The organism is Mesonia sp. HuA40, assembly GCF_008017835.1.
GTDB lineage: Bacteria > Bacteroidota > Bacteroidia > Flavobacteriales > Flavobacteriaceae > Mesonia.
Genome location: NZ_VRLT01000059.1, coordinates 308,647 through 330,753, shown reverse-complemented (window position 1 = coordinate 330,753; position 22,107 = coordinate 308,647). Strand labels below are relative to the sequence as shown.

Genomic DNA, 22,107 nt, shown 5'->3' with positions numbered 1-22,107 from the left:
TTTCACACTACTAATTTTTCTAATTATTTTGATTTGTTATGTGTAACTTGGGCGCGTAAAACTTAATACCAACGTCTTTTAAAAAGGCTTACAAGTGTTTTTAAATCTAAGGCAACAATAAACCGTATTTTTTGATCGTAATTGTATTGACTGGGTTCCCAACCTAAACTCGATTGCAGTGGGAAGAACACCTCAAAATAATCTTGGACTAGACTAAGCCTTATACCAGAATCATATAGAAATTTGGCATCTTTATTTTTATTTTTGACTATGCCGGCATCGGCGTAAGCGTGAATCCAATTCCAAATACTAAAACTTCCATTAATTGTGCTTATCCATTGGTTGGCAAAACCTGGTTGAATTTTTGACTTGAAGCCGCCTTCGGCCGCAATAAACTGCTGACTAAATAGACCGCTGGTTTCACTTCTGCCGTAATAATTGTAGTCAAACATATAATCTGACGGGCGGTCAAGGGCAAAGCTAAAGTAATCTTCATTACGGGTATCATTAAACAAGAACGCCCCGGCAAACACACGTAGTTCTAACTGCCTATTGTTTAAAAATAATTTACGCCACTTTGTTGTTACTGAGATTTTACTGAATTTCTTAGCCACTTGGTAATCAAAATTTGCAGTAAAATAATCGGCAAAGTTTCTATCGCTATAATTGTACTGTAAATTCATTACACTATAATCAGGATTTTGATTGGTGGCAAATAAGCTCTGGTCTTTACGAACATTTACACTTCGAATGCTTAACGATTGTCTTTGGTTACTGCGTAAATAAGGATTTCTAAAATTTAAACTAAAGTAAGGTACAACACGGTAATAAAAAGCATCTGGAGCATAAGACATTCTGGTACCACTTATCCCCAGCCGAATGGCATGTAATTCTTGGTTTTGAAAAAATGTATTGCTAGAGACACCAATAGAACCAATTAATGCATTACTATTTAAACCGATTTTTGGAGAAATATTAAAATTAAAATTTTGAGGTAAAACAGCACGATTATGCAATTTAGGACCTATAATGAAGCCATCATATAAATTATAATCAAATTCTGGAATTAAAAAAAGCTGCTTGTAATAGGGGTCTTCAATATCCATAAGCAACCTTACTTGGGGTGGCTTATTAAAAACTCCTTTAAGACTTTTATAATTGTTTCTCTGATTATATTCAGGTATAATTTGTTCATGATTTAAACCTACCCGGTCTATAGCGTCTTTAGAAATATGAATCTTACCTTCTCCGTTTTTAATTTTTAACCAACGTTTGCTAACTATTTTCTTGCCATTTAATCCGTACACGGGAACGGGTAAATTTTTATGATTTTTACTAATTACGGCTACTTGTAAAGAATCGTTTTTAATAGTTATCTTTTTTATTTTAAAGTCAATGGGTAGATTAGTTTCAATATACTCATTAAAAAACCAATCGATTGGCTTTTTTGTATATGTTTTAAATGCACTCTTTAGTTGGGAAAGGGCCAAAGAGTCTTTTTGTTTATTTTGATAAAATGCCGATATTGATTTTTTGAACGTTTCTTCATTGGCCAGATAATCTTTTAAATAATTTAATCCTAAACCAGCTTTGTAGGGCGTTGCAATATTTTTATTAAATTTTAATAATGAATCTTGAGTGGTGGTTATGGCTTGATCAAGATTAATGCGTGCCATATTTTGGTACAACAATGCATACCGCTTATTAAAATCTAATTCGGAGGCATGGAACCAACGAATACCTATAAGTTCACTAAAAGCGCCTAAAAGCTTGGTGTCTTCATAATAGGTTTCTACATAATTCATCATTAAATGCACCAATAAAGCTTCTTTAATCCAATTTTCTTTTCTAGGCTCTAAATTTAATTGTCCTTTAAACAGTTTATTGGTAATGGTTTTAAACATTTTAATATCATATTGAAAACCATCGGGGAAGGGGCGTATGAATTTTGGGAGTTGATTTAAACCATATACAGGGTTATCGGCATAATCGGTTCTCGTAACCAATAATTTATCTTGATTTAAAGGGCCCAGATTTTTATTTAGGTAATGTAAAATGCGGTGTACAATAATATTTCGAAAAGGCTGGGGTACCTCGTCATCTTCTATATTAGAAATCACCTGCATTAAATCGGTATCGAAATACTCATAATCTGGGTTAGTGGTAAGATGAATATCTAATTGTCTGAGGTTTTTTCCGCTAAGGCGGATATTTTTAGTTTGTGCTAAGTGATTATTATGTACCTCTTTTAAATGAGAAAAAATATAATAATTTTCGGGCACCTTAAAATCAACGGTTAAATCTATAGGCGCCATATAAAAATCATCTACATTTTTATGGCTATAAACCTTCCAACTTTGAGTATATACTGCAGGGGTAAGCAACCAATATCGTAAAATAAAATCTGAATCTTTATAGCCATAGCGAGTGAATTTACTGTGGGGTATTTTCAAATTATATTCGAGATTAATCGAAATTTGCTTTTGCGGAGGCAATTTTTTTTCTAATTGAATAACCAAGAGGTCAGGTTGATTTTTGGGTCGAAACCAATTCAAATTAGAATCAAAATTTCGTATACTTAAAATTTTTGTATTACCTCTTTCTGAAGCTTTAGCGTAGTGAAAATTACGCTGATAGTCTTCTCTAAATCTATAGGCAAGAGGTGTTTGTTTATTTTTAAAAGCATTTATCCAATCATTAAGATAAATTACCTCGAGACTATCTTTTGAATTGTTTTTAAAAGTTAAGTTTTGCGAAACTCTCATTTTCTTTTCTGCAGTATGAAGTGTAACTTGAGCAGTTATTTCGTGCTGGGCAAAAATAGAAGAGCCTTTAATTAAAATAAGAAAAAAAAAGAGGTGCTTGTGCATAAAAGAAAACAATGGGTACTTACTTATAACAAGCAAGTACCAGAAATTTTTTTTAGAAATTCGGACTTAAGTTAAATTCATCGTAGAACTTATTGAGTATTTCAATAACCTCTTCTTCGGTGTCAACCAATTGTATTAAATCCATGTCGCCTGCGCTGATATTATTAAAAGAGTCTAACAATGTCTTTTTGACCCAGTCAAATAAACCGCCCCAAAATTCGCGTCCAACTAAGATGATCGGAAATTTATCGATTTTATGGGTTTGTATTAGCGTGATGGCTTCGAATAATTCATCTAATGTGCCAAAACCACCTGGCATTACTACAAAACCTTGAGAATATTTTACAAACATTACTTTACGAACAAAGAAGTAGTCAAAATTTAAGTTTTTATCTTTATCGATATAAGGATTATCATGCTGCTCAAAAGGCAAATCTATGTTTAAACCAACCGAAACGCCCCCCGCTTGGTGCGCGCCTTTATTTCCAGCTTCCATAATACCGGGTCCACCTCCTGTAATGACACCGTAGCCGTGTTCTACAATTTTGGCAGCAACGCTTTGTGCCAATTGGTAATATTTGTGATCTTCTTTAGTACGTGCCGATCCAAATATTGAAACACAAGGACCAATTCGGCTCATTTTTTCATAGCCTTCAACAAATTCACCCATTATTTTAAAAATGGCCCAACTATCATTGGTTTTAATCTCATTCCATCCCTTGTGTCTTTTTTCGTTTCTCATATTCATTTACTTAATAAAGTTATTTTAATTTGTTAGCTTTAAGCTCTTTTGCCAAGAATTGGGCAGTATAGCTTTTACTTTGTTTTACTATCTCTTCTGGAGTACCTGTAGCTACAATTTCACCACCGTTTTTACCTCCTTCAAAACCTATGTCAATAATATGATCTGCCAATTTAATTACATCCATATTATGCTCTATAATCAATACAGTATTCCCTTTATTCACCAATTTATTCAGCACCTTCATCAATACATTTACATCTTCAAAATGCAGTCCAGTGGTGGGTTCGTCTAGAATGTAAAAGGTATTACCAGTGTCTCTTTTTGATAATTCTGTAGCCAATTTTATACGTTGCGCTTCGCCACCCGATAGGGTAGTACTTTGTTGTCCTAAACTGATATATCCTAGACCTACATCTTGAATGGTTTTGAGTTTCCTGTAAATCTTAGGAACCGGTTCAAAAAAATCTGTAGCTTCATCGATGGTCATCTCTAAAACATCGTTAATAGATTTTCCTTTGTATCGAATTTCGAGTGTTTCTCTATTAAACCGTTTGCCTTGGCAGGTTTCGCATTCCACAAAAACATCGGGTAAAAAATTCATTTCGATAACTCGTAAACCTGCTCCGCGACAAGTTTCGCACCTTCCTCCTTTTACGTTAAAGCTAAACCTTCCTGGCTTATAACCTCTTATTTGGGCTTCGGGCGTTTTAGCAAATAAACTTCTAATTTCAGAAAATACTCCTGTATAAGTCGCAGGATTTGATCGTGGTGTCCTGCCTATTGGAGACTGATTAATGTCTATAACCTTATCTATATGTTCAAGCCCCTTTATGTTTTTATAGTGTTTTGGTTCTTTAACCCCATTAAAATAATGCGCATTCATGATGGGGTACAGCGTTTCATTAATAAGGGTTGATTTACCACTTCCTGAAACACCGGTAACTACAATCATTTTTCCTAGGGGGAATGTAGCTGTAATATTTTTTAAATTATTACCCGTGGCGCCTTTAAGGATTATTTTTTTGCCGTTACCATCTCTCCTTTTTTCTGGTATTTCAATCGCAACCTTTCCATTTAAATAAGATGCCGTTAGGGTATTCTGTTTTAATAATTGTTTGGGACTTCCTTCGCTTATAATTTTACCGCCATTTCTACCTGCCTTAGGACCTATGTCAATAACATAATCAGCACGTTCAATCATATCCTTATCGTGCTCAACTACAATTACAGAGTTACCTACGTCTCGTAAATTGAGTAAAGAATTGATTAATTTTTCATTGTCACGTTGGTGCAAGCCTATACTAGGTTCATCTAATATATAGAGTACCCCGACCAATTGCGAGCCTATTTGAGTTGCCAAACGTATACGTTGTGCCTCACCACCAGATAGACTTTTCGCACTTCGGTTAAGATTAAGATAATCTAGCCCTACATCAAGTAAAAACTGTAGGCGGGTTTGAATTTCTTTAATAATTTCTTCGGCAATTTGAATTTGTTTTTTACTAAGCTGTTGTTTTATTTCAGCAAACCATAGGCTTAGGCTAGCGATATCCTTTTGGGCTAGCTCAGCGATGTTTAAATGATTGACTTTAAAATATAAACTCTCCTTACGCAACCTAGTTCCTGCGCAAGTGGTACAACCAATTCTATCCATAAAAGCCTTGGCCCATCTTTTTAATTTCCTAGAATCGTTGTCGTTAAAAGTTTTATCTATAAAAGGTATTACACCTTCAAAATCTATTTTATGTGATCGTTTAACACCTAAATCCTTAGAAATTGAGGTGAATTTTTCTTTACCTCCATGCAATATCAAATTGAGTGCTTCTTGAGGTATTTTTTTTATGGGATCGTTAAGTTTAAAATCATAGCGTTGCGCTATAAGTTCTAACTGTTTAAAAGCCCAGTTTTTTTTGTAAGCACCATAAGGTATTAAGCCGCCTGCTTGAATAGACTTCTTATTGTCTGGAATTATTTTTTCTTGGTTTACTTGATACAACTCGCCTATACCATTGCAAACAGGACAGGCTCCTTTAGGTGAATTAAATGAAAAGTTATTAGGCTCTGGATTAGGGTAAGAAATACCCGTAGTAGGGCACATTAGAGTCCTACTAAAATAACGCTCTTTTTTATCTCCCTGTTTAATAATCATGAGTACATCCTCTCCCTGGTCTAAGGCAGTGAGTATACTATTGTATAGTCTTTTTTGCGTATTTTCTGTTTCGTCGATAGCTAATCGATCTATGACAATCTCAATATCATGGGTTTTATACCGATCTAGCTTCATGCCTTTTTCTATATCGACAATCTCACCATCGACGCGTACCTTTACAAAACCCTGTTTAGCAATTTGTTCAAACAATTCACGATAATGCCCTTTACGGGAACGGATAACTGGAGCAAGAATGTTAATACGTTGCCCTAGATAATTTTTAGTAATTAGTTCTTGAATCTGTTCATCACTATAACTTACCATTTTCTCTCCCGTTTCATAACTATACGCATCAGAAGCTCGCGCATATAAAAGTCGTAGGAAATCGTAAATTTCGGTAATTGTACCAACAGTACTTCGGGGACTTTTACTCGTGGTCTTTTGTTCTATAGCAATGACAGGAGAAAGCCCTTCAATTTTATCTACATCAGGTCTTTCAAGACCACCTAAAAATTGTCTGGCATAAGCCGAAAACGTTTCTATATACCTACGTTGGCCTTCTGCATATATGGTATCAAATGCCAAGGATGACTTACCCGAACCGCTGAGACCGGTTATTACCACCAATTGATCTCGCGGAATCTTGACATCAATATTTTTTAAATTATGCACTCGAGCGCCCAGTACTTCTATAAAATCTTCAGAGTTCTTCATAACAAATTTTGCAGACCGCTAATTTAGCCAATATTAGCTTATAGTGAAAATACCAATCTTAAACCTTTAATAAAATTTTTCATTTATTCCCTCAGGATATTCTTTATCTAAAAGTGCCAGCTTTTCTTGGGAGTGCTGTATTAAATCCGTAAAGAAAATTTTAAACTCATTCTGCATAGGTAAATAATGATTTTGCATAATGGGAACGGCTTCTGATAATGGTGCCTTGGTAGGAATGCGACGTGACATTTGATCTAGTATTTGAGTAATTCCCGATATACTTTGGTAACTTTTGAGCCAATTTTGCTTAATCATAATAGGGTAAAACTGATTCACTTTTTGCGGTAAAACCGATTTATGTTGGTCAAGTAAAATATAAAAATTCTCAATAAAATCATCTAGGTTAACAATGCTATACTCGGCCCAATTAACGGCTAAGAAGTGGTCGTACAGCACATCGTTAATCACCTTATTATAGTGTCTAAATTTGTTAAAAAACCTATGAGCACTTTGATATACAACAGGATGACTATCAGTAAAACTATCTATAGAACGATGAAGTAAAATTCCTTTTTTAATAGCGGTGCTATAATTTTGATAGTCATTACCTTTTACCGAATCTGCCATAAAATTGCCTAAAGCCACCATTGGCCTTGCTTGAGATAGATAAATATGTGCCAAATAATTCATAGGCACAAGATAGGTGAAAGGCTTTGTTTAAACAAGTATTTTGCAAGCTTACAATACAACAGTATATTTGTTTTTTTAATTAATACAAAATCGATGACACTTATAAAATCAATTTCAGGAATAAGAGGTACAATTGGTGGTAGGGTAGGAGATAATCTTACCCCCATAGATGCCGTAAAATATGCCGCTGCTTATGGTACCTGGCTAAAAGAAGATAGGAATAAAGAAACTTATAGAGTTGTAATTGGCCGAGATGCCAGAATATCTGGGGCTATGATTCAGCAATTGGTCATGAATACTTTAGTAGGATTGGGGATACAAGTAATAGATCTAGATTTATCAACTACTCCAACCGTAGAAATGGCGGTAAAATTAGAACATGCAGACGGTGGCATAATTCTTACAGCAAGTCATAACCCAAAACAATGGAATGCCCTAAAATTACTAAATTATAAAGGTGAATTTTTAAATGCAACTGATGGTAAACGAATTTTAGAGATTGCCGAAGATGAATCATTTACTTTTGCCTTAGTTGAAGAATTAGGGAAAATTACCAAAAATCAAGCTTATATAGATTTGCATATCGATGAGATTTTAGCCTTAGATTGGGTAGATGTAGAAACTATTAAAGCCGCAGATTTCAGAGTTGTAGTAGATGGGGTAAACTCTACAGGAGGTATAGCGGTACCTCGCTTACTTGATCGCCTAGGGGTTGATACGGTTAAATTGTTTTGTGAACCTACAGGGGAGTTTCCGCATAACCCAGAGCCATTAAAAGAACACTTGACAGACCTTAGCGAAAGGGTGGTTCAAGAAAATGCAGATATGGGAATTGTTGTTGATCCAGATGTCGACCGGTTAGCTTTTATTGATGAAAATGGTGCTATGTTTGGTGAAGAATACACCCTAGTAGCTGTAGCGGATTATGTTTTAGGTAAACAAAAAGGTAATACGGTAAGTAATTTATCTTCTTCTAGGGCATTGCGTGATATTACTCAAAAACACGGGGGATCGTATTTTGCCAGTGCCGTTGGTGAAGTAAACGTTGTAGCTTTGATGAAAGAAAAACAAGCGGTTATAGGAGGAGAAGGCAACGGAGGGATTATTTTACCAAATTTGCATTATGGTAGGGATAGCCTTGTAGGTATTGCCCTTTTCTTATCTCATTTGGCCAATAAAAAACTTAGTCTTTCGGAGCTTAGAAAAACCTATCCGAGCTATTATATGAGCAAGAATAAAGCGCAGCTCACACCTGAATTAAATGTTGATGCTTTACTTGATACGATGGCTAAGCAATATAGCGGAGAAGAGGTGAGTACCATAGATGGGGTGAAAATTGATTTTGAAGAAAGTTGGGTACACCTTAGAAAATCAAATACAGAACCAATTATTCGAATTTACACCGAAGCCAAAACGCAGAAAGAAGCCGATCAATTGGCAGTGCGTTTTATAAAAGAGTTGGAAAGCTTAAATTAGTAATACTATTTAAGATGGAAAAAGCCTTTCGGGATCATTTCGAAAGGCTTTTTTTTGAATAATAAGTTAGTTGATTAATTCACAATCGCGGGACTAATTGGATTGTTACTTTGTACTACGACAAAGGTGTTGGTGGCATAAAAAGCGTCACCATTAGCACCGTTGTTGGTCCAGTTTTCATAATCATATTCAAAATTAAAGGACTGACCAGCCCAGGTACTTTCCATTTCATCAATTCTTATGGGAACCTCCATACCAGGGCACCAACCAGCGCGATCAGGTTTCCAGTTTCCTGGCTCTTGATTACTTACAGGGTTTTGTGCACAACCAATGGGTCCCATATCGTGCGTATATTTTTGAGTACCATTTATTTTTATATAATGGGTTCTGTAGCACCATTCTGCACAACCTCTTCCGCCACTATCATAAGGTGTCGCATGTCCCCAACCAGAAATAGTAGAGCGCAAATGTATTTTTTCGGCTTCATTAGGTATACTTACCGACTTATCGAGATCAAAATTATGTGCTTTTCCGTAAGGAACTCCCGAAGATGACCAATCATCATAAGCAATAATCGGTACTATGGCTGAATATTTATAATCAGGTGTACCATAAATAAAATCGAACTCAACCGATACTAGGTAACCTTTACTATTCCAACATTCTGTACGAATACGCAATTCATTATTTCCGGTAAGTAAAGATTTAAAATCGGTAACATCATATTCAAAACCACGAGGAAGTTGGCTGTTGTCATTCCAGTAAGGGGTTATAAACCTGCCCATTTCATAAAATTCACCAGTTGCAGGGTCTTTTACCTTTACATTAGCAAAAACATCCCATTCATCACAGCCACCGGCTGGACATCTTAATTTTACAAACATTTTAATTTGGGAAACTTTATCAATATCGGTAGGAAAATCAAAACTCTGAACCGCTGATTGGTCGTGCCCATTACCAAAAGCTACCCGCTTATCTGAAAAGGTGCTCATCGTTATGGTTTTCTCTTTCCCTTTTGCTTGCAAAGTGATAATTTTTTCGAATTCATCACCATTCACAATTTTTAACTCACTGTTTTGTATGCCAGTTTGGGTAGGTGTAAATTGTACGTAAATAGTTTTTGTAGTTTCTTTATCTTCATTTGAAATATCAATGCTTTGCGATAAATTTTCAAGATCAAATCCAATTTTGAAATCTCCCATCGTTGTAATTTTAATAGGAGTGTTGAGGTTTGCATATTGCAATGAAAAATTTCGATTACTATTACTTCCCAATTCAGTGTCTTCAAAAGTTAAACTGTTAATATTAGTTGAAATTACCAATGTTTTATCTTCTTCGGTAACAGAGGAAGATTCATCATCACTACAAGAGAATAATACAGCAGTAAAGCCCAGAAAACAAAAAAATAGCGTTTTCCAAATGTGGTTTTTAAAAATCATTTTAGTTCAAGTTTAGTTGTTGTCGAATGTAAAAATTTTTAACTTAATAGTAAAAATTTATGCAGGATTTTTAGCATCAAGTTCATTTAATTTGTGTTTCCATCTTTTGTGTGTCCATAAGTAATAAGCAGGATTTTCGTTAATTTGTTTTTCGAGCAAATCGTAATAGATATCCGTTAATTTAAAATCTTCGTATTGGTAAGGGGTATAAGTTATAGGTTGTAATCGAGCCTCATATTTTCCTCTTTTGGTTTTATTAACGTGGAGATAAACTACGCTAAGATTTAATTTTTTTGCAAGATATTCTGGTCCCACAAAAGAGGGGACTTTATGATTGAAAAAGTTTACATAGTGTTTTGCTTTCTTGGGACGAGGAGATTGATCGGCAACCATACCATAACTGCTTAGGGTTTGATTTTTTTTATTTTTCAAAATTATTTTAGGAACTATTTTGCTAGGCAGCATGTGGGTGTTGTATTTTCCTCTAATTTTGCGAATGAGCTTGTCAAAATGTTTATTTTTAATAGGCTTATAAACACCGTAGGCTTTAAAAGTAATAGCATGAAAATGCAAAGCGTGAACCCACTCATAACTGGCATAATGACCCATTAATAAAATGTAACTTTTTTTCTGAGCTTCTATTTCTTTGAGCACTTCTGGATTTAAAATCTTAAATCGGGTTTTTAATTGTTTGTCGCTCATTTTTAAGGTTTTAATCATTTCTAAAAATGAATCGCAAAAATGATGATAAAATTCTTTGCGGATTTTATTTCTTTCCCTGACTGATAATTTTGGGAAAGCTAACGCAAGATTATAATCTACCACTTTTCTTCTATACCTAATAATGTGATAAACCCAAAAGTATACAAAGTCAGAAATCAAATAAAGTAATGGAAATGGTAATATGGCTAGAACCCATAAAAAAGGGTAACTAAAAACAAAAATCAATCGTTGCATGTAGGCGCATTTTGTTGCAAAGATATGCTATCTTTGAACACAAACCAATGTTACATGAATAGTATAGAATTAGTTACCCTATTATTTATTGCCATCAACGTAATTGTATCTTTTAAAGGCTTTCAAGATGCCAATTTTTTTAATCGTTATAAATTTATGATAGGGCCTTTACAAAATGGAGAACGCATTCGTTTCTTAAGTTCTGGGTTTTTACACGTTGATCCTACACACCTCCTGGTGAATATGCTTACCCTATATTTCTTTGCTAATGTGGTAATTTATGATCTTGGTGTATTTGCTTTTATTATAATATATTTAGGTAGTTTAATTGCGGGTAACTTATTCTCGTTTATAATGCATAAAAATAACAGCTATTATAGTGCCGTAGGTGCAAGTGGAGCGGTTATGGGAGTGCTATATTCGGCTATTTTATTGCGTCCAGATATGATGTTGGGCTTATTTTTTATTATACCCATTCCGGCATATGTTTTTGGAATAGGGTACTTACTCTACACCCTTTACGGAATGAAGGCCCAAAATGATTTAATAGGGCATGATGCGCATTTTGGTGGAGCTATGGCAGGTTACTTTATTAGTCTTGTTTTAGCACCAAGCCTATTACAAACCAATTTACTTATGGCTATATTGTTATTAATTCCTTTAATTCTGTTATTTTTTCTTAAAAGAATAGGTAAACTATAATCTTCTGTTTATTTTAGATAAGTAACTAAATGTTTTGAATTATGAAATCTAACAGTTTATTATTATTTATTTTAATTGCTCTTTTGTTTTCTTGCAAAACAGATCAAAAAAATTCTCGTGTTGAAGATGCCCGTATTGAGGGGGTCGAGCCTGAAGAGCAAGAACCAGAAGTGACTATCGATGAGCATACCAGTCGTAATTCATTAGATTGGGCTGCCACCTACGAAGGGGTTTTACCCTGTGCAGATTGTGGCGGGATAGAAACGACAATTATTCTAAATGAAGATATGACCTATCAAAAGCAAGAAATTTATTTAGATGAAAATGAAGAACCATTTATTTCTTCAGGTAAGTTTGTTTGGAATAAAGATGGAAATGAAATTGAACTTAAGGAAGAAGACGGACCCACTTATTATAGGGTTTTAGAAAATAAGCTTATTCAGTTGAACCAAGCTAAAGAGGAAATTGAAGGAGATCTTGCTGCTTTTTACTATTTGATGAAAAAGTAAGATTTTTTAATACCATAACAAAAAATGTTTAAACCTACTGTTTCCAGCCTCCTAATTTTAGTTCTCTTTTGTGCAGGCTGCACAAAAGAAGATGAAAATATTACAGAATTTGATGGTTTATTCAATAGAAGCGCAGAGCCTGTATTTGAAAGTTCTTTTGGCTTAGCAGCCGATCATTCTGTCCTTATGGAGATACACTTTTTATGTATTTCACCGCAGAAGGCGGAATTGCAGTAGTCTATTCAATAGATAATGGTAAATCATGGGTGAATCCCAGTAACAATATTACTGATGATTATCTGGCGCTTAAAAAAAGATCCTCAGCATGGGATAATACCTTAGAAACTCCCGATGTGGTAAAAGTGGATAACTTGTTTTATATGTACTATACAGGTTATAGGGAAGGAGAGTCTGATAATGAACATGTTCAAAATTATGAAATAGGATTGGCAACTTCTCAAAACGGATTCGACTTTGATAGAGTTTCATCGTCTGAGGATGGTCCTGTAATTAATAGAAATATTACAGACCCTTCAGCTTTTGATCATCATGCTTTAACTAGTCTAGGTGTTATTTTTGAAGAAGGATTATTTTACATGGTATATGCCGATTGGAATGTTTCACAAAACTGGACGGCTACAAATGCTGGTATAAGAATTTTAGGAGCAACATCAAGTGATGGTAGGGTATGGACTAAAATAGGAGAGCCACTTTTAACTAGTGCAGATATTGGTTTTAGCCCAGATGTTAATGAAGCAAGTTTGCTAAAATCAAAAATAGATGGGTATTGGTTAATTCCCTTCTCTACAGATAGAAGTATAGGATTAGCTAGGTCTAAAACTTTTTTTGGAGATTTTGAAGTGTACCCCAATGCTGTTATAAAACCTGAATTTTATTGGGATAATGAAGTAACAGCTCCAGATGGTATTATTCAAGATGGGAAATTGCGTTTATGGTTTCACGGCGTTAAAGAGCCCAATTACTGGCCTTGGGTGATCGGCTATGCAGAGCAAGATTATCCCTTTTTGTGATAGCTTAAAGGTCATAAAATAAAAAGGCGCTTGAAGTAACAAGCGCCTTTTTATTTAAATAGTATTTCAACAAATTATTCACCTAATAATTCTGCAACTTTATTTTCTAAAGCCTGGCCTCTTAAATTTTTGGCGACAATTTTGCCATCCTTATCTAAGAGAAAGGTAGAAGGTATAGATCGTACTTGATACATTTTAGCAATAGGGTCATTCCAATATTTTAAATTAGAAACATGGTACCAGTCAAGTTGGTCATCTTCAATAGCTTTCACCCAAGCATCTTTAGTTTTATCTAATGAAACTCCAATAATATTTAAACCTTTATCGTGGTATTTATTATACATTTTTACCACGTTCGGATTTTCCATTCTACAGGGTTTACACCAAGCCGCCCAAAAATCAATCAGGGTAACTTCACCCATTGCATCTTTTAAACTAAGGTCTTCGCCTTCTGGTGTTTTAGCGGTGAAATCAGGAGCCATACTTCCTTCAGAGGTAGCTTCATTAGTTTTTATAAAAGTTGCTATGCGTTTACCGGCTGGTGTGCTTTGGGCCTTGTCTGAAAGCCCTTCATATAAACTTTTGATTTCTGGAAGGCTAGAACGGTTCATATTGAGCATATCAGAAAGTATCATTACAGATACCAATGAATTAGGGTTATTCTTTATAAGCTCTTTTCTAAACTTACTTTCCTTTTCAATAAATGCATCACGCTCTTCATTTAACTGACTCGCTAATGCTGGATTTTCCTGTAATTCTGGGTTTCTAAACTTTTCAGATAGAGCTTTACCAGCTTTTTGTTGCTTATTAAGAAAATGCATATACTCTTGTAGCAAATCCTGGTTATCACCTCCTTTTAAGTCAGTTTTACTTAAACTATCGGCATGTATTTCACCCTCAATTTTCTCATTTTCATAAACAAATAATACGTTCCCATTGGCATTATTTTCTAGCTTTAATATCCCTAGGCCTTGATAATCAGTTTTAGGGAGAGCTAAATTAATCTTTCCATCTTTAACCAGTACAGTGTCTTTTGGCTCAGGCGAACCGTTATCATTTAAGGTAGAGAAATATACAGCAGAACCCTCTTCAGCATCTATACTAGCCATCAAAGTATTATCGTTATCATTATTTTTAGAACCACAAGCTATAAGGCCTAAACTTGTGAAGAGTAGAAATAGTTTTTTCATTGTTGTAAAATTTTTATTCTTGCAAATATATTTACTTTAAAGTACAATATAAATTTGACGATATAAATTCTTGTTAATTTTAAACGCTTATTTTTGTAATCTCTTTTAAGAGCTTTAATTTTAAATATGGTAGGTAATTTGAGACAAAAAACAAAAGAAGATTTTCCATTTTCTATTCAAGTTGGTTTTAAAAAGGTTATAGACGCATATAAGGCTCGGTTAACAACCGAGAAGAAACCTTTGGCTAAAAAATATTTAAAGGAATTACTTGATTATATTGAGGATTTTCCGGAGTTGGAAACGGGCGTTGAAGACTTGGAGCGACTATCTGATTATGAGCAACCTATTATTACCTTATTAGACGATTTGTTTCCAGATCTTTTAACCGAAAATGAAATTAAAGCCGCAGCGGTTCCTAAAACCGACATTTTCTTAGCTATTTCTGCTCGGTTCGAACGAATATTGAATGAGGCCGGTAAAAATTTTGAATTAACACCCAGAAATTTTGATAAGCAGTTAGATTATGTAAGTGGTTGTGTACTTATCTTAAATACTTTTTATAACTATAAAATAGATTTTAGTCGACCAATCTATTATGATATACCAAATAAAGAAGGGATTATAAAAACCTACCGCTTATCTGTAAATGCAGACTTTATTCAGTTTCATAAAACCGATAGCGCTCCAAAAATTACCGATGCCGATGTAGATGAGTTGTTATTGAACCCAGATGATCTCAAGATTTGGAAAGAAAAATTCCCGCCAAATAGTTATATTTTTAAGGGTTTTACCTTATTGAATCTTACAGATATAACCATTGATGACGGTATTTCAGATTTGAAATCTGAATTGCTGAATAAGAAATTGCCAGAATCTACAATGGCGAGCCTAATAGAGATTTTTAGATCTATTTTTAAAATACCAGATTTACAAATAGGCTTTACTTTATATGACCAAGCAAACAATAAGTTTGTAAGAATGAGCCAAGATAAAAGCTCTTATATCAATAGTTTTATTTTAGATCAGGATGATTGTGTCAATTGTCCAAAAGCTTTATGTCAGCAAGGAATAGACCAGTTGATAGAAAAAAAAGAAAATTTTGTCATCGCAAATGTTGAGCAATACGCTACCAAAACCCAACATAATTTACTTGCCGAAAATTTACTGGCTAAAGGTATAAAAAGTAGCATTTTTGCACCTGTAGCACGAGGTAATGACTTAATGGGAGTGCTTGAACTAGGCTCGTTGCGTAAAAATGAGCTAAACCGTATTAATGCCTCAAAACTAGACGATATACTACCTTATATTGTAATGGCTGTTGAACGGAATAAAGCAGAATTTGAAAATAGGGTTAAAGCAGTAATACAATCGGAGTGTACTAGTATTCACCCAAGTGTTCTTTGGGTATTTGAGCAAGAAGCTGAGCGCTATATTAGTGATTTAGAAAAAGATGGTATCGCTTCATTCAGAGACATCGGATTCAAAGATATTTATCCGTTATACGGACAAATCGATATTGTAGGATCATCTGATGAACGAAATAATGCTATCCAAAGAGACCTATTGAGTCAATTGCAAATCATTACTAAATTGGTAGAAAAAGCTTTTGAAATAGAATCAATACCTATTTATGAGCAAATTATTTTTAGGATTAATGAATTTAAAAAAGAATTAAAAGAAAATTTAAATGCATCAAGTGAACAGCGCATTATGAATTTTATTTATGATGAGTTAGATCCTTTGATAGAACACATTTATAACAATGAAGAAAGTTTAAGATCAGAAATAGATGAGTATAAAGAAGATTTAAACTCTCAATCTGGGGTTATATATAACCATAGAAAAAATTATGATGATACTGTACAGCGCATTAATCGCAGTTTATCGCGCTATTTAGACAGGCAACAGCAAGAAGCCCAAAAAATGTATCCTCACTATTTTGAGCGTTATAAAACTGATGGTGTAGAGCATAATATGTACATTGGAGCCGCTATGGTAAATAATAAGCCATTTCATAAAGTTTATCTTTATAATTTGAGGCTTTGGCAGTTACAAACCATGTGCGAGATGGAGAATAAATTTTATTCTATTCAAGAAGGTTTGCCATTAAAACTAGACGCCGCATCACTCATTCTGGTTTTTAGTTCAACCTTATCGATCAAATACAGAATGGATGAGAAAAAATTTGATGTTGACGGTACCTACAACGCCAGATATGAAATAATCAAAAAGCGAATAGATAAAGCATTTATTAAAAACACCGAAGAGCGTATAACACAGAAGGGTAAAATTGCCATAATTTACTCGCAAAAGGCTGATGAGTTAGAGTACCTACGATATATCAATTATTTACAAAAAAAGGGTTATCTAGGCGAAGAAATAGAAAAACTAGAACTTGAAGACGTGCAAGGAGTAATTGGTTTAAAAGCTTTACGCGTTAGAGTTTTGTATCATCTACCAGATGAACCCAACCAAATTAAGTTCACCTATGAAGATATGATGAACGAAATAAATCCGTAAAGTAAACTAAATAACCAATTTAATCATAAAGCTTGATTATTTAAATACTAAGTAAACTTATTTTCTATTTGCTAGATTGAAGCTAATTTTAAATTGTGCTAAAAGCTAAGGTAAAGGCTATAACCGATATGATTATACCAGTCATAAATATGGTATAAGTCCATCGTAATAGCTTATATTTTCTATTTAAAACTATTCCTAAAAGATAGAGATCCTTGGTTAGAGCCTCGTAGATATAATCATTATCTTTTAGAATTTCGTCAATCGCCCATTTATATTGGTCAAATTGCATTTTATGAAAGTTACCAAAAAACAGGATGTTTACCTCCCTGTTTTTTACTTGCTCTTTGGTGAATTCTCCTGTACCAACATTGGGCCGAGTAGACATTATTGATAAAATCATGGAAGCGACACTAAAACAAACCAAAACCAAAGTAGGCATCATTAAGTGGCGGTTTGAAGCTGCATCTAATTTGGGTATAATATTGGCAAGAGCTAATGAAATTATAATGGCATTTACAGAAAGCAAAATGTTAGCTTTTGTGTCTGCAATATCACTTAATTTTATATGATTGCGCAATGCCGTGCGGTATAGGGTTTGAATTCCGCGGTCTGGATTGTTACTTTTATATTTGGCTTTTAATTTTGCTTTAACTCTTTCTTTGTCTAATTTCTTTTTAAGCTTTTGCTGACTTTGAAGCAGATTTAAAAGGTTTTCTTCTTTTTGTATTTTCCAGTTTTTAACGGCATATGGGGTATAAAACTGGTGTTTCATTGTAAAAAGCTCGATGTTTTCTGCAATCCATTCTGTTGGCGAACAGTTCTTGATATTTAATAATTTGAGCTCTTGCCTTAATAATTCGCTTATATCTTCAAAATAGTCTTTTGCTAGATGAGAATAATCGGCATCTTTTATAATTTTATCTCCTAGTTTTTTAGGTTCAAGATGGCTTTTTGTTTGTTCTATATAATGACAAACGCTTTCTATTAAGTCTGGATCTGCCTTTACCTTAGTTAAAAACTCCCGAGCAATTTTGATACTTTCATCCTCGTGTTGTTTATAAGTCTGGGTGTAACCAGTGTCATGTAGCCAAGCAGCTAAGATAAGAGGCTGATGCTCTTTAACATGAATTTCAGAATTTTCAATTAATTCTTTGGTACTTTTAACAACGCGCTTTGTATGATTGAAATTGTGATAAACAAATGTATTAGGTAATTTTGTAGCGAATAAATCAAAAACAAAAGTTTCTGTTTGTGCTATTAAATCTTTCATAAGATGCCTCGTTTATGTAAGCAAAGTACAAAAAAAGTAAACTATATTTATATTTATGAATAAAAATAACATACTTCTAACAATTTCCGTATTATTTCTTTTTGGTTGTGCCTCTTATGAACCAAAATATAGAAACCAACAAGAATTTTTAGACACCAGCTATCCGGCTCATAAAGAACTGGCGCATCGCTTTTTACTTGTTGGCGATGCTGGCTATGCCGAAGAAAATGGGAAATCTGATGGTATGAAAGTTTTTGGCCAAGCTTTAGAAGCATTTAATGTAAAAAATTCACATACTTTATTTTTAGGGGATAACATATACCCAGACGGAATGCCAGAAGTAGGAGATCCTGGTAGAGATGAGGCTGAATATCGTATGGGAGTTCAAATTGAGGCGAGTACACCAAGTCTTGGAGAGGTAGTATTCATACCAGGAAATCACGATTGGTATCATAACAGAATTCATAGCCTAAAAGAACAGCGTGATTTTATTGCCAAACATATGCCCAATAAAAAAGATACTTGGGCACCCAAAACAGGATGTGGTTTTGAGGTGCGGGATATTTCAGATGATGTGGCCTTAATTATTTTAGATACGCAATGGTATTTAGAAAACTGGGATAAAAGCCCTACTATTAATGATAATTGCCCAGAAATTAAAACAAGAGAGGCTTTCTTGCAAGAATTTGAATCAGAATTAAAGAAAAATCAAAATAAGAATGTTGTTGTGGCTACACACCACCCGCTTTATACTAACGGTGTACATGGCGGTACTTATCCAATTGAAAGGCATCTTTATCCTTCACAAAAAACCATACCATTACCCATTCTAGGTTCTTTAGCTGCGTTGATACGCACAACTGGCGGAGTAAGTATTCAGGACGCTCAAAACGAGCGTTATAAATCTATGGTTGATCGTTTATCTACTATTGCTCACGAATACGAGAATGTAATTTTTGTTTCGGGGCATGAGCACAATTTGCAGTACAATATTTTTGAGGGAGTACATCAAATAGTTTCTGGATCTGGTTCTAAATTATCTTATGCCAACTTAAGAAATACAGGGCTATTTGCCTATCCTGGTCAAGGCATAGCGGTATATGATATTTTTAAAGATGGTTCTACCTTTGTTCGATTTTATAATTTAAAAGAAGGAAAGTTAAATGAAATTTATCGAAAAGAAGTTTTTCCACCCAGAAAAAGTCCAGATCGGTTTATAAAAGATTTTACAAAATATAAACAAAAATTCATCAAAGCATCAATCTATAAAAACGCAGACCAAGAAAAAGAAAAAAACAAATTATTCACCAGTATTTGGGGGAATCATTACAGAGATCTCTATTACCAGGAGATTCAAGTGCCAGTTGCTTTTCTAGATACACTCTACGGCGGATTAAAAGTTGTTCGTGCAGGAGGTGGCCATCAGACTAAATCTTTGCGATTGGAGGATAAACAAGGAAGGGATTATAATTTACGAGCATTAAAAAAGAATGCACTTCAATTTTTACAAACGGTCGCCTTTAAGGATAAAAAAATTAAAGATGATTTCAAAAATACTTTAGCTCAAGAAGCTATTGAAGATTTTTATACGGCTGCACATCCTTATGGATTTCTTGTTGTGCCTACACTGGCTAAAGCTATTGGTGTAGCTCATACCAATCCTAAATTGTTTTACATTCCAAAACAAGCCACTTTAGGGAACTATAATGACGAGTATGGCGATGAAATATATATGCTTGTTGAAAGGCCTGAAGATGATTGGGTAGGTTCTGGTAAATTCAACAATCCGAATAAAGATATTCAAAGCAGTTCAGGTTTATTTGAGCACCTTAGAAGGGATGAAGAGTATAAATTAGACGAGTCTGCTTATATACGCGCCAGATTGTTTGATATGCTTTTGGGCGATTGGGATAGGCACCAAGATCAATGGAGATGGGGTGAAAATAAAATGCCAAATGGTGATAAAGTTTTTTATCCTATACCACGAGATCGCGATCAAGTATTTTCTAATTACGATGGTGCTTTTTTTGCCACGGTTAGAGGAATAGCGGGTTTTGCCAATCAATTTGGGACTTATGAGCCCATGATTAAAGATTTAGCTTGGTTTAATTCGGCTGCAGCCGGATTAGACCGTACTTTAATTCAAAATCAAGGAAAAGGAGCTTGGATTCAACAATCTAAATTTATTCAACAAAATTTGAAAGATGAAGACATCGAAATAGCTTTTAAAAGACTTCCTAAAGAAATATATCAACACGAATCAACTAAGTATATACTAGAAACCTTAAAGAAAAGAAGAGATAATATAGCCGAAATAGCCATTAATTATTATGCTTTTATAGCCAAACTGGCAATCGTGACCGCCACAGATAAAGATGATTTTATTGATATTACTAGGCTAAAGAATGGAGATACGCGTATTGCTGTTTACAGAAACATAAAGGGAAAAAGAAAATACTTGGTTAGCGATAAGGTTTATAGAAAAAGCGAGACAAATGAAATATGGGTTTATGGTTTAGATGATGACGATGAGTTTTTAATTGATGGGAAGGGGCGAAACCCAATTCATTTAAAAATTATTGGAGGCCAAAATAATGATATTTACAAGGTCTATAATAAATATAATTTAAAGATCTATGATCATAAGTCTTTACCTAATACCTTTGATGAAGCCATAAATGCAAAAATTAGATTAACGGATAGTTATGAAATAAATAATTTTGATAAGGATAAACGTATATATAACGCATCTACCATATTACCCGCCTTGGGCTATAACCCAGATGACGGTGCAATCATAGGCCTGCAAGGTACCTATACCATCAATAAATTTAAACGTAACCCATACTCTTCTCAATACAAATTAAAAGCCGGATATTATTTTGCTACAAAGGGATTTGATTTAGAAGGGAGAGGAGAATGGGCGAATATCTTTGGAAACTATAATTTATGGGCCAAAGGCCGAATTACCAGTCATAATTTTGCCGTAAATTATTTTGGTTTAGGAAATAATACGCAAAACCAAGAGTACACACAAGATAAAAGTTTTGACTTTAATAGAGTTAAGTTAAGTCGGAGAGAAGTAGAGGTCGGAGCTATAAATAGAACTCCTTTCGGCAGTATCTTTGAAGGTAGTTTAGGTTTTGAAACCGTAGAATTAGATGACTCACCTAATCGTTATATTTCTGAAATAGCTTCACTAAGCGATCCTAATTTATTTGAACGGAAATACTTTGCAAAATTCGATGCCAGTTATACCTATGAGAGTTATGATAATTATTTAAACCCATCACGAGGAATGAAGTTTAAATTAAATCTAGGTGCTACCCTTAATACCAAAAATACAGAAAGGTATTTTGGGAGAATAGAACCCTCCATTTTATTTTATAATGCTATTTCTACCAATAGAAAACTGGTATTAAAAACTCATTTAAATTCAAAAGTCCTTCTTGGTGATGATTTTGAATTTTATCAAGGAGCGCAACTAGGTGGCGACAATGGATTAAGAGGGTATAGAAATGAACGGTTTACAGGAGAATCTTTTTTAGTTACCGGTGCAGATTTGCGGTATAGTTTTAATCAATTTACAACACGATTTTTGCCATTTCAAATTGGGGTGTTCGGTGGTGCCGATTTAGGTAGAGTATGGTTAGATGGAGAAGAAAGTAGTAAGTGGCATCCAGATTATGGTGGTGGTGTTTTTATTACCTCGGCCAACGCTGTAAACGGTACTTTAAATCTATTTCACGGAGATGAAGGTTGGCGCTTTAGTTTCGGTTTTGGAGTTAGTTTCTAAATAAAAAAGAGTCAGGCATAAACAAGTGCCTGACTCTTTTTTTGAT

General features: G+C 34.2%; 14 protein-coding genes. 6 read left to right on the top strand and 8 right to left on the bottom strand.

Annotation, left to right across the window (positions count from 1 at the left end):
* Nucleotides 1-62: 62 nt before the first annotated feature.
* The 4 genes from FT993_RS11120 to FT993_RS11105 form a co-directional block, all read right to left on the bottom strand.
* Nucleotides 63-2,765, bottom strand: coding sequence for a metalloprotease (locus tag FT993_RS11120; RefSeq protein WP_255504484.1), 2,703 nt, complete (start codon nucleotides 2,763-2,765; stop codon nucleotides 63-65).
* A gap of 157 nt (nucleotides 2,766-2,922) precedes the next feature.
* On the bottom strand, nucleotides 2,923-3,612 hold the full coding sequence (locus tag FT993_RS11115) for a TIGR00730 family Rossman fold protein (RefSeq protein WP_147862615.1): 690 nt from the start codon (nucleotides 3,610-3,612) through the stop codon (nucleotides 2,923-2,925).
* 19 nt (nucleotides 3,613-3,631) lie between these two features.
* Nucleotides 3,632-6,478 (bottom strand): excinuclease ABC subunit UvrA, encoded by a 2,847-nt coding sequence (gene uvrA / locus FT993_RS11110; protein WP_147862614.1) that lies wholly within the window; start codon nucleotides 6,476-6,478, stop codon nucleotides 3,632-3,634.
* A 66-nt stretch (nucleotides 6,479-6,544) separates the two neighbouring features.
* Nucleotides 6,545-7,168, bottom strand: coding sequence for an ACP phosphodiesterase (locus tag FT993_RS11105; RefSeq protein ID WP_147862613.1), 624 nt, complete (start codon nucleotides 7,166-7,168; stop codon nucleotides 6,545-6,547).
* A gap of 93 nt (nucleotides 7,169-7,261) precedes the next feature.
* On the opposite strand from FT993_RS11105, the gene glmM reads away from it, so the two are divergent.
* Nucleotides 7,262-8,644: a phosphoglucosamine mutase gene (gene glmM / locus FT993_RS11100; protein ID WP_147862612.1), complete on the top strand. Its 1,383-nt coding sequence runs from the start codon at nucleotides 7,262-7,264 to the stop codon at nucleotides 8,642-8,644.
* A gap of 74 nt (nucleotides 8,645-8,718) precedes the next feature.
* Here glmM and FT993_RS11095 read toward each other — a convergent pair whose 3' ends face one another.
* Together FT993_RS11095 and FT993_RS11090 are read right to left on the bottom strand one after the other, a co-directional pair.
* Nucleotides 8,719-10,083 carry a peptide-N-glycosidase F-related protein gene (locus FT993_RS11095; RefSeq protein ID WP_222708312.1) on the bottom strand — a complete coding sequence of 455 codons (1,365 nt, stop codon included), beginning with the start codon at nucleotides 10,081-10,083 and terminating at the stop codon, nucleotides 8,719-8,721.
* A gap of 57 nt (nucleotides 10,084-10,140) precedes the next feature.
* Nucleotides 10,141-11,064, bottom strand: a complete 924-nt coding sequence (locus tag FT993_RS11090) for a lysophospholipid acyltransferase family protein (RefSeq protein WP_255504494.1) — start codon at nucleotides 11,062-11,064, stop codon at nucleotides 10,141-10,143.
* Nucleotides 11,065-11,094: 30 nt separating this feature from the next.
* Here FT993_RS11090 and FT993_RS11085 point away from each other — a divergent pair, with 30 nt between their 5' ends.
* From FT993_RS11085 to FT993_RS11075, 3 genes are all read left to right on the top strand, one after another.
* Entirely contained in the window at nucleotides 11,095-11,742 is a 648-nt protein-coding gene (locus FT993_RS11085) for a rhomboid family intramembrane serine protease (RefSeq protein ID WP_147862610.1), read from the top strand.
* Nucleotides 11,743-11,783: 41 nt separating this feature from the next.
* Nucleotides 11,784-12,251, top strand: coding sequence for a copper resistance protein NlpE (locus FT993_RS11080; protein ID WP_147862609.1), 468 nt, complete (start codon nucleotides 11,784-11,786; stop codon nucleotides 12,249-12,251).
* 203 nt (nucleotides 12,252-12,454) lie between these two features.
* A complete protein-coding gene (locus FT993_RS11075; RefSeq protein ID WP_147862608.1) occupies nucleotides 12,455-13,282 on the top strand; it encodes a hypothetical protein in 828 nt (275 codons plus the stop codon).
* Between the two features lie 74 nt (nucleotides 13,283-13,356).
* Here FT993_RS11075 and FT993_RS11070 read toward each other — a convergent pair whose 3' ends face one another.
* The gene (locus tag FT993_RS11070) at nucleotides 13,357-14,472 is read right to left on the bottom strand and encodes a TlpA disulfide reductase family protein (protein ID WP_147862607.1); all 1,116 of its coding nucleotides are present in this window, start codon (nucleotides 14,470-14,472) and stop codon (nucleotides 13,357-13,359) included.
* 138 nt (nucleotides 14,473-14,610) lie between these two features.
* Here FT993_RS11070 and FT993_RS11065 point away from each other — a divergent pair, with 138 nt between their 5' ends.
* Nucleotides 14,611-16,992, top strand: a complete 2,382-nt coding sequence (locus FT993_RS11065) for a GAF domain-containing protein (protein WP_255504483.1) — start codon at nucleotides 14,611-14,613, stop codon at nucleotides 16,990-16,992.
* An 88-nt stretch (nucleotides 16,993-17,080) separates the two neighbouring features.
* On the opposite strand, the gene FT993_RS11060 is transcribed toward FT993_RS11065, so the two are convergent.
* Nucleotides 17,081-18,265 carry a Pycsar system effector family protein gene (locus FT993_RS11060; RefSeq protein WP_147862605.1) on the bottom strand — a complete coding sequence of 395 codons (1,185 nt, stop codon included), beginning with the start codon at nucleotides 18,263-18,265 and terminating at the stop codon, nucleotides 17,081-17,083.
* A 55-nt stretch (nucleotides 18,266-18,320) separates the two neighbouring features.
* Here FT993_RS11060 and FT993_RS11055 point away from each other — a divergent pair, with 55 nt between their 5' ends.
* A complete protein-coding gene (locus FT993_RS11055) occupies nucleotides 18,321-22,061 on the top strand; it encodes a BamA/TamA family outer membrane protein (RefSeq protein ID WP_147862604.1) in 3,741 nt (1,246 codons plus the stop codon).
* Nucleotides 22,062-22,107 lie beyond the last annotated feature (46 nt).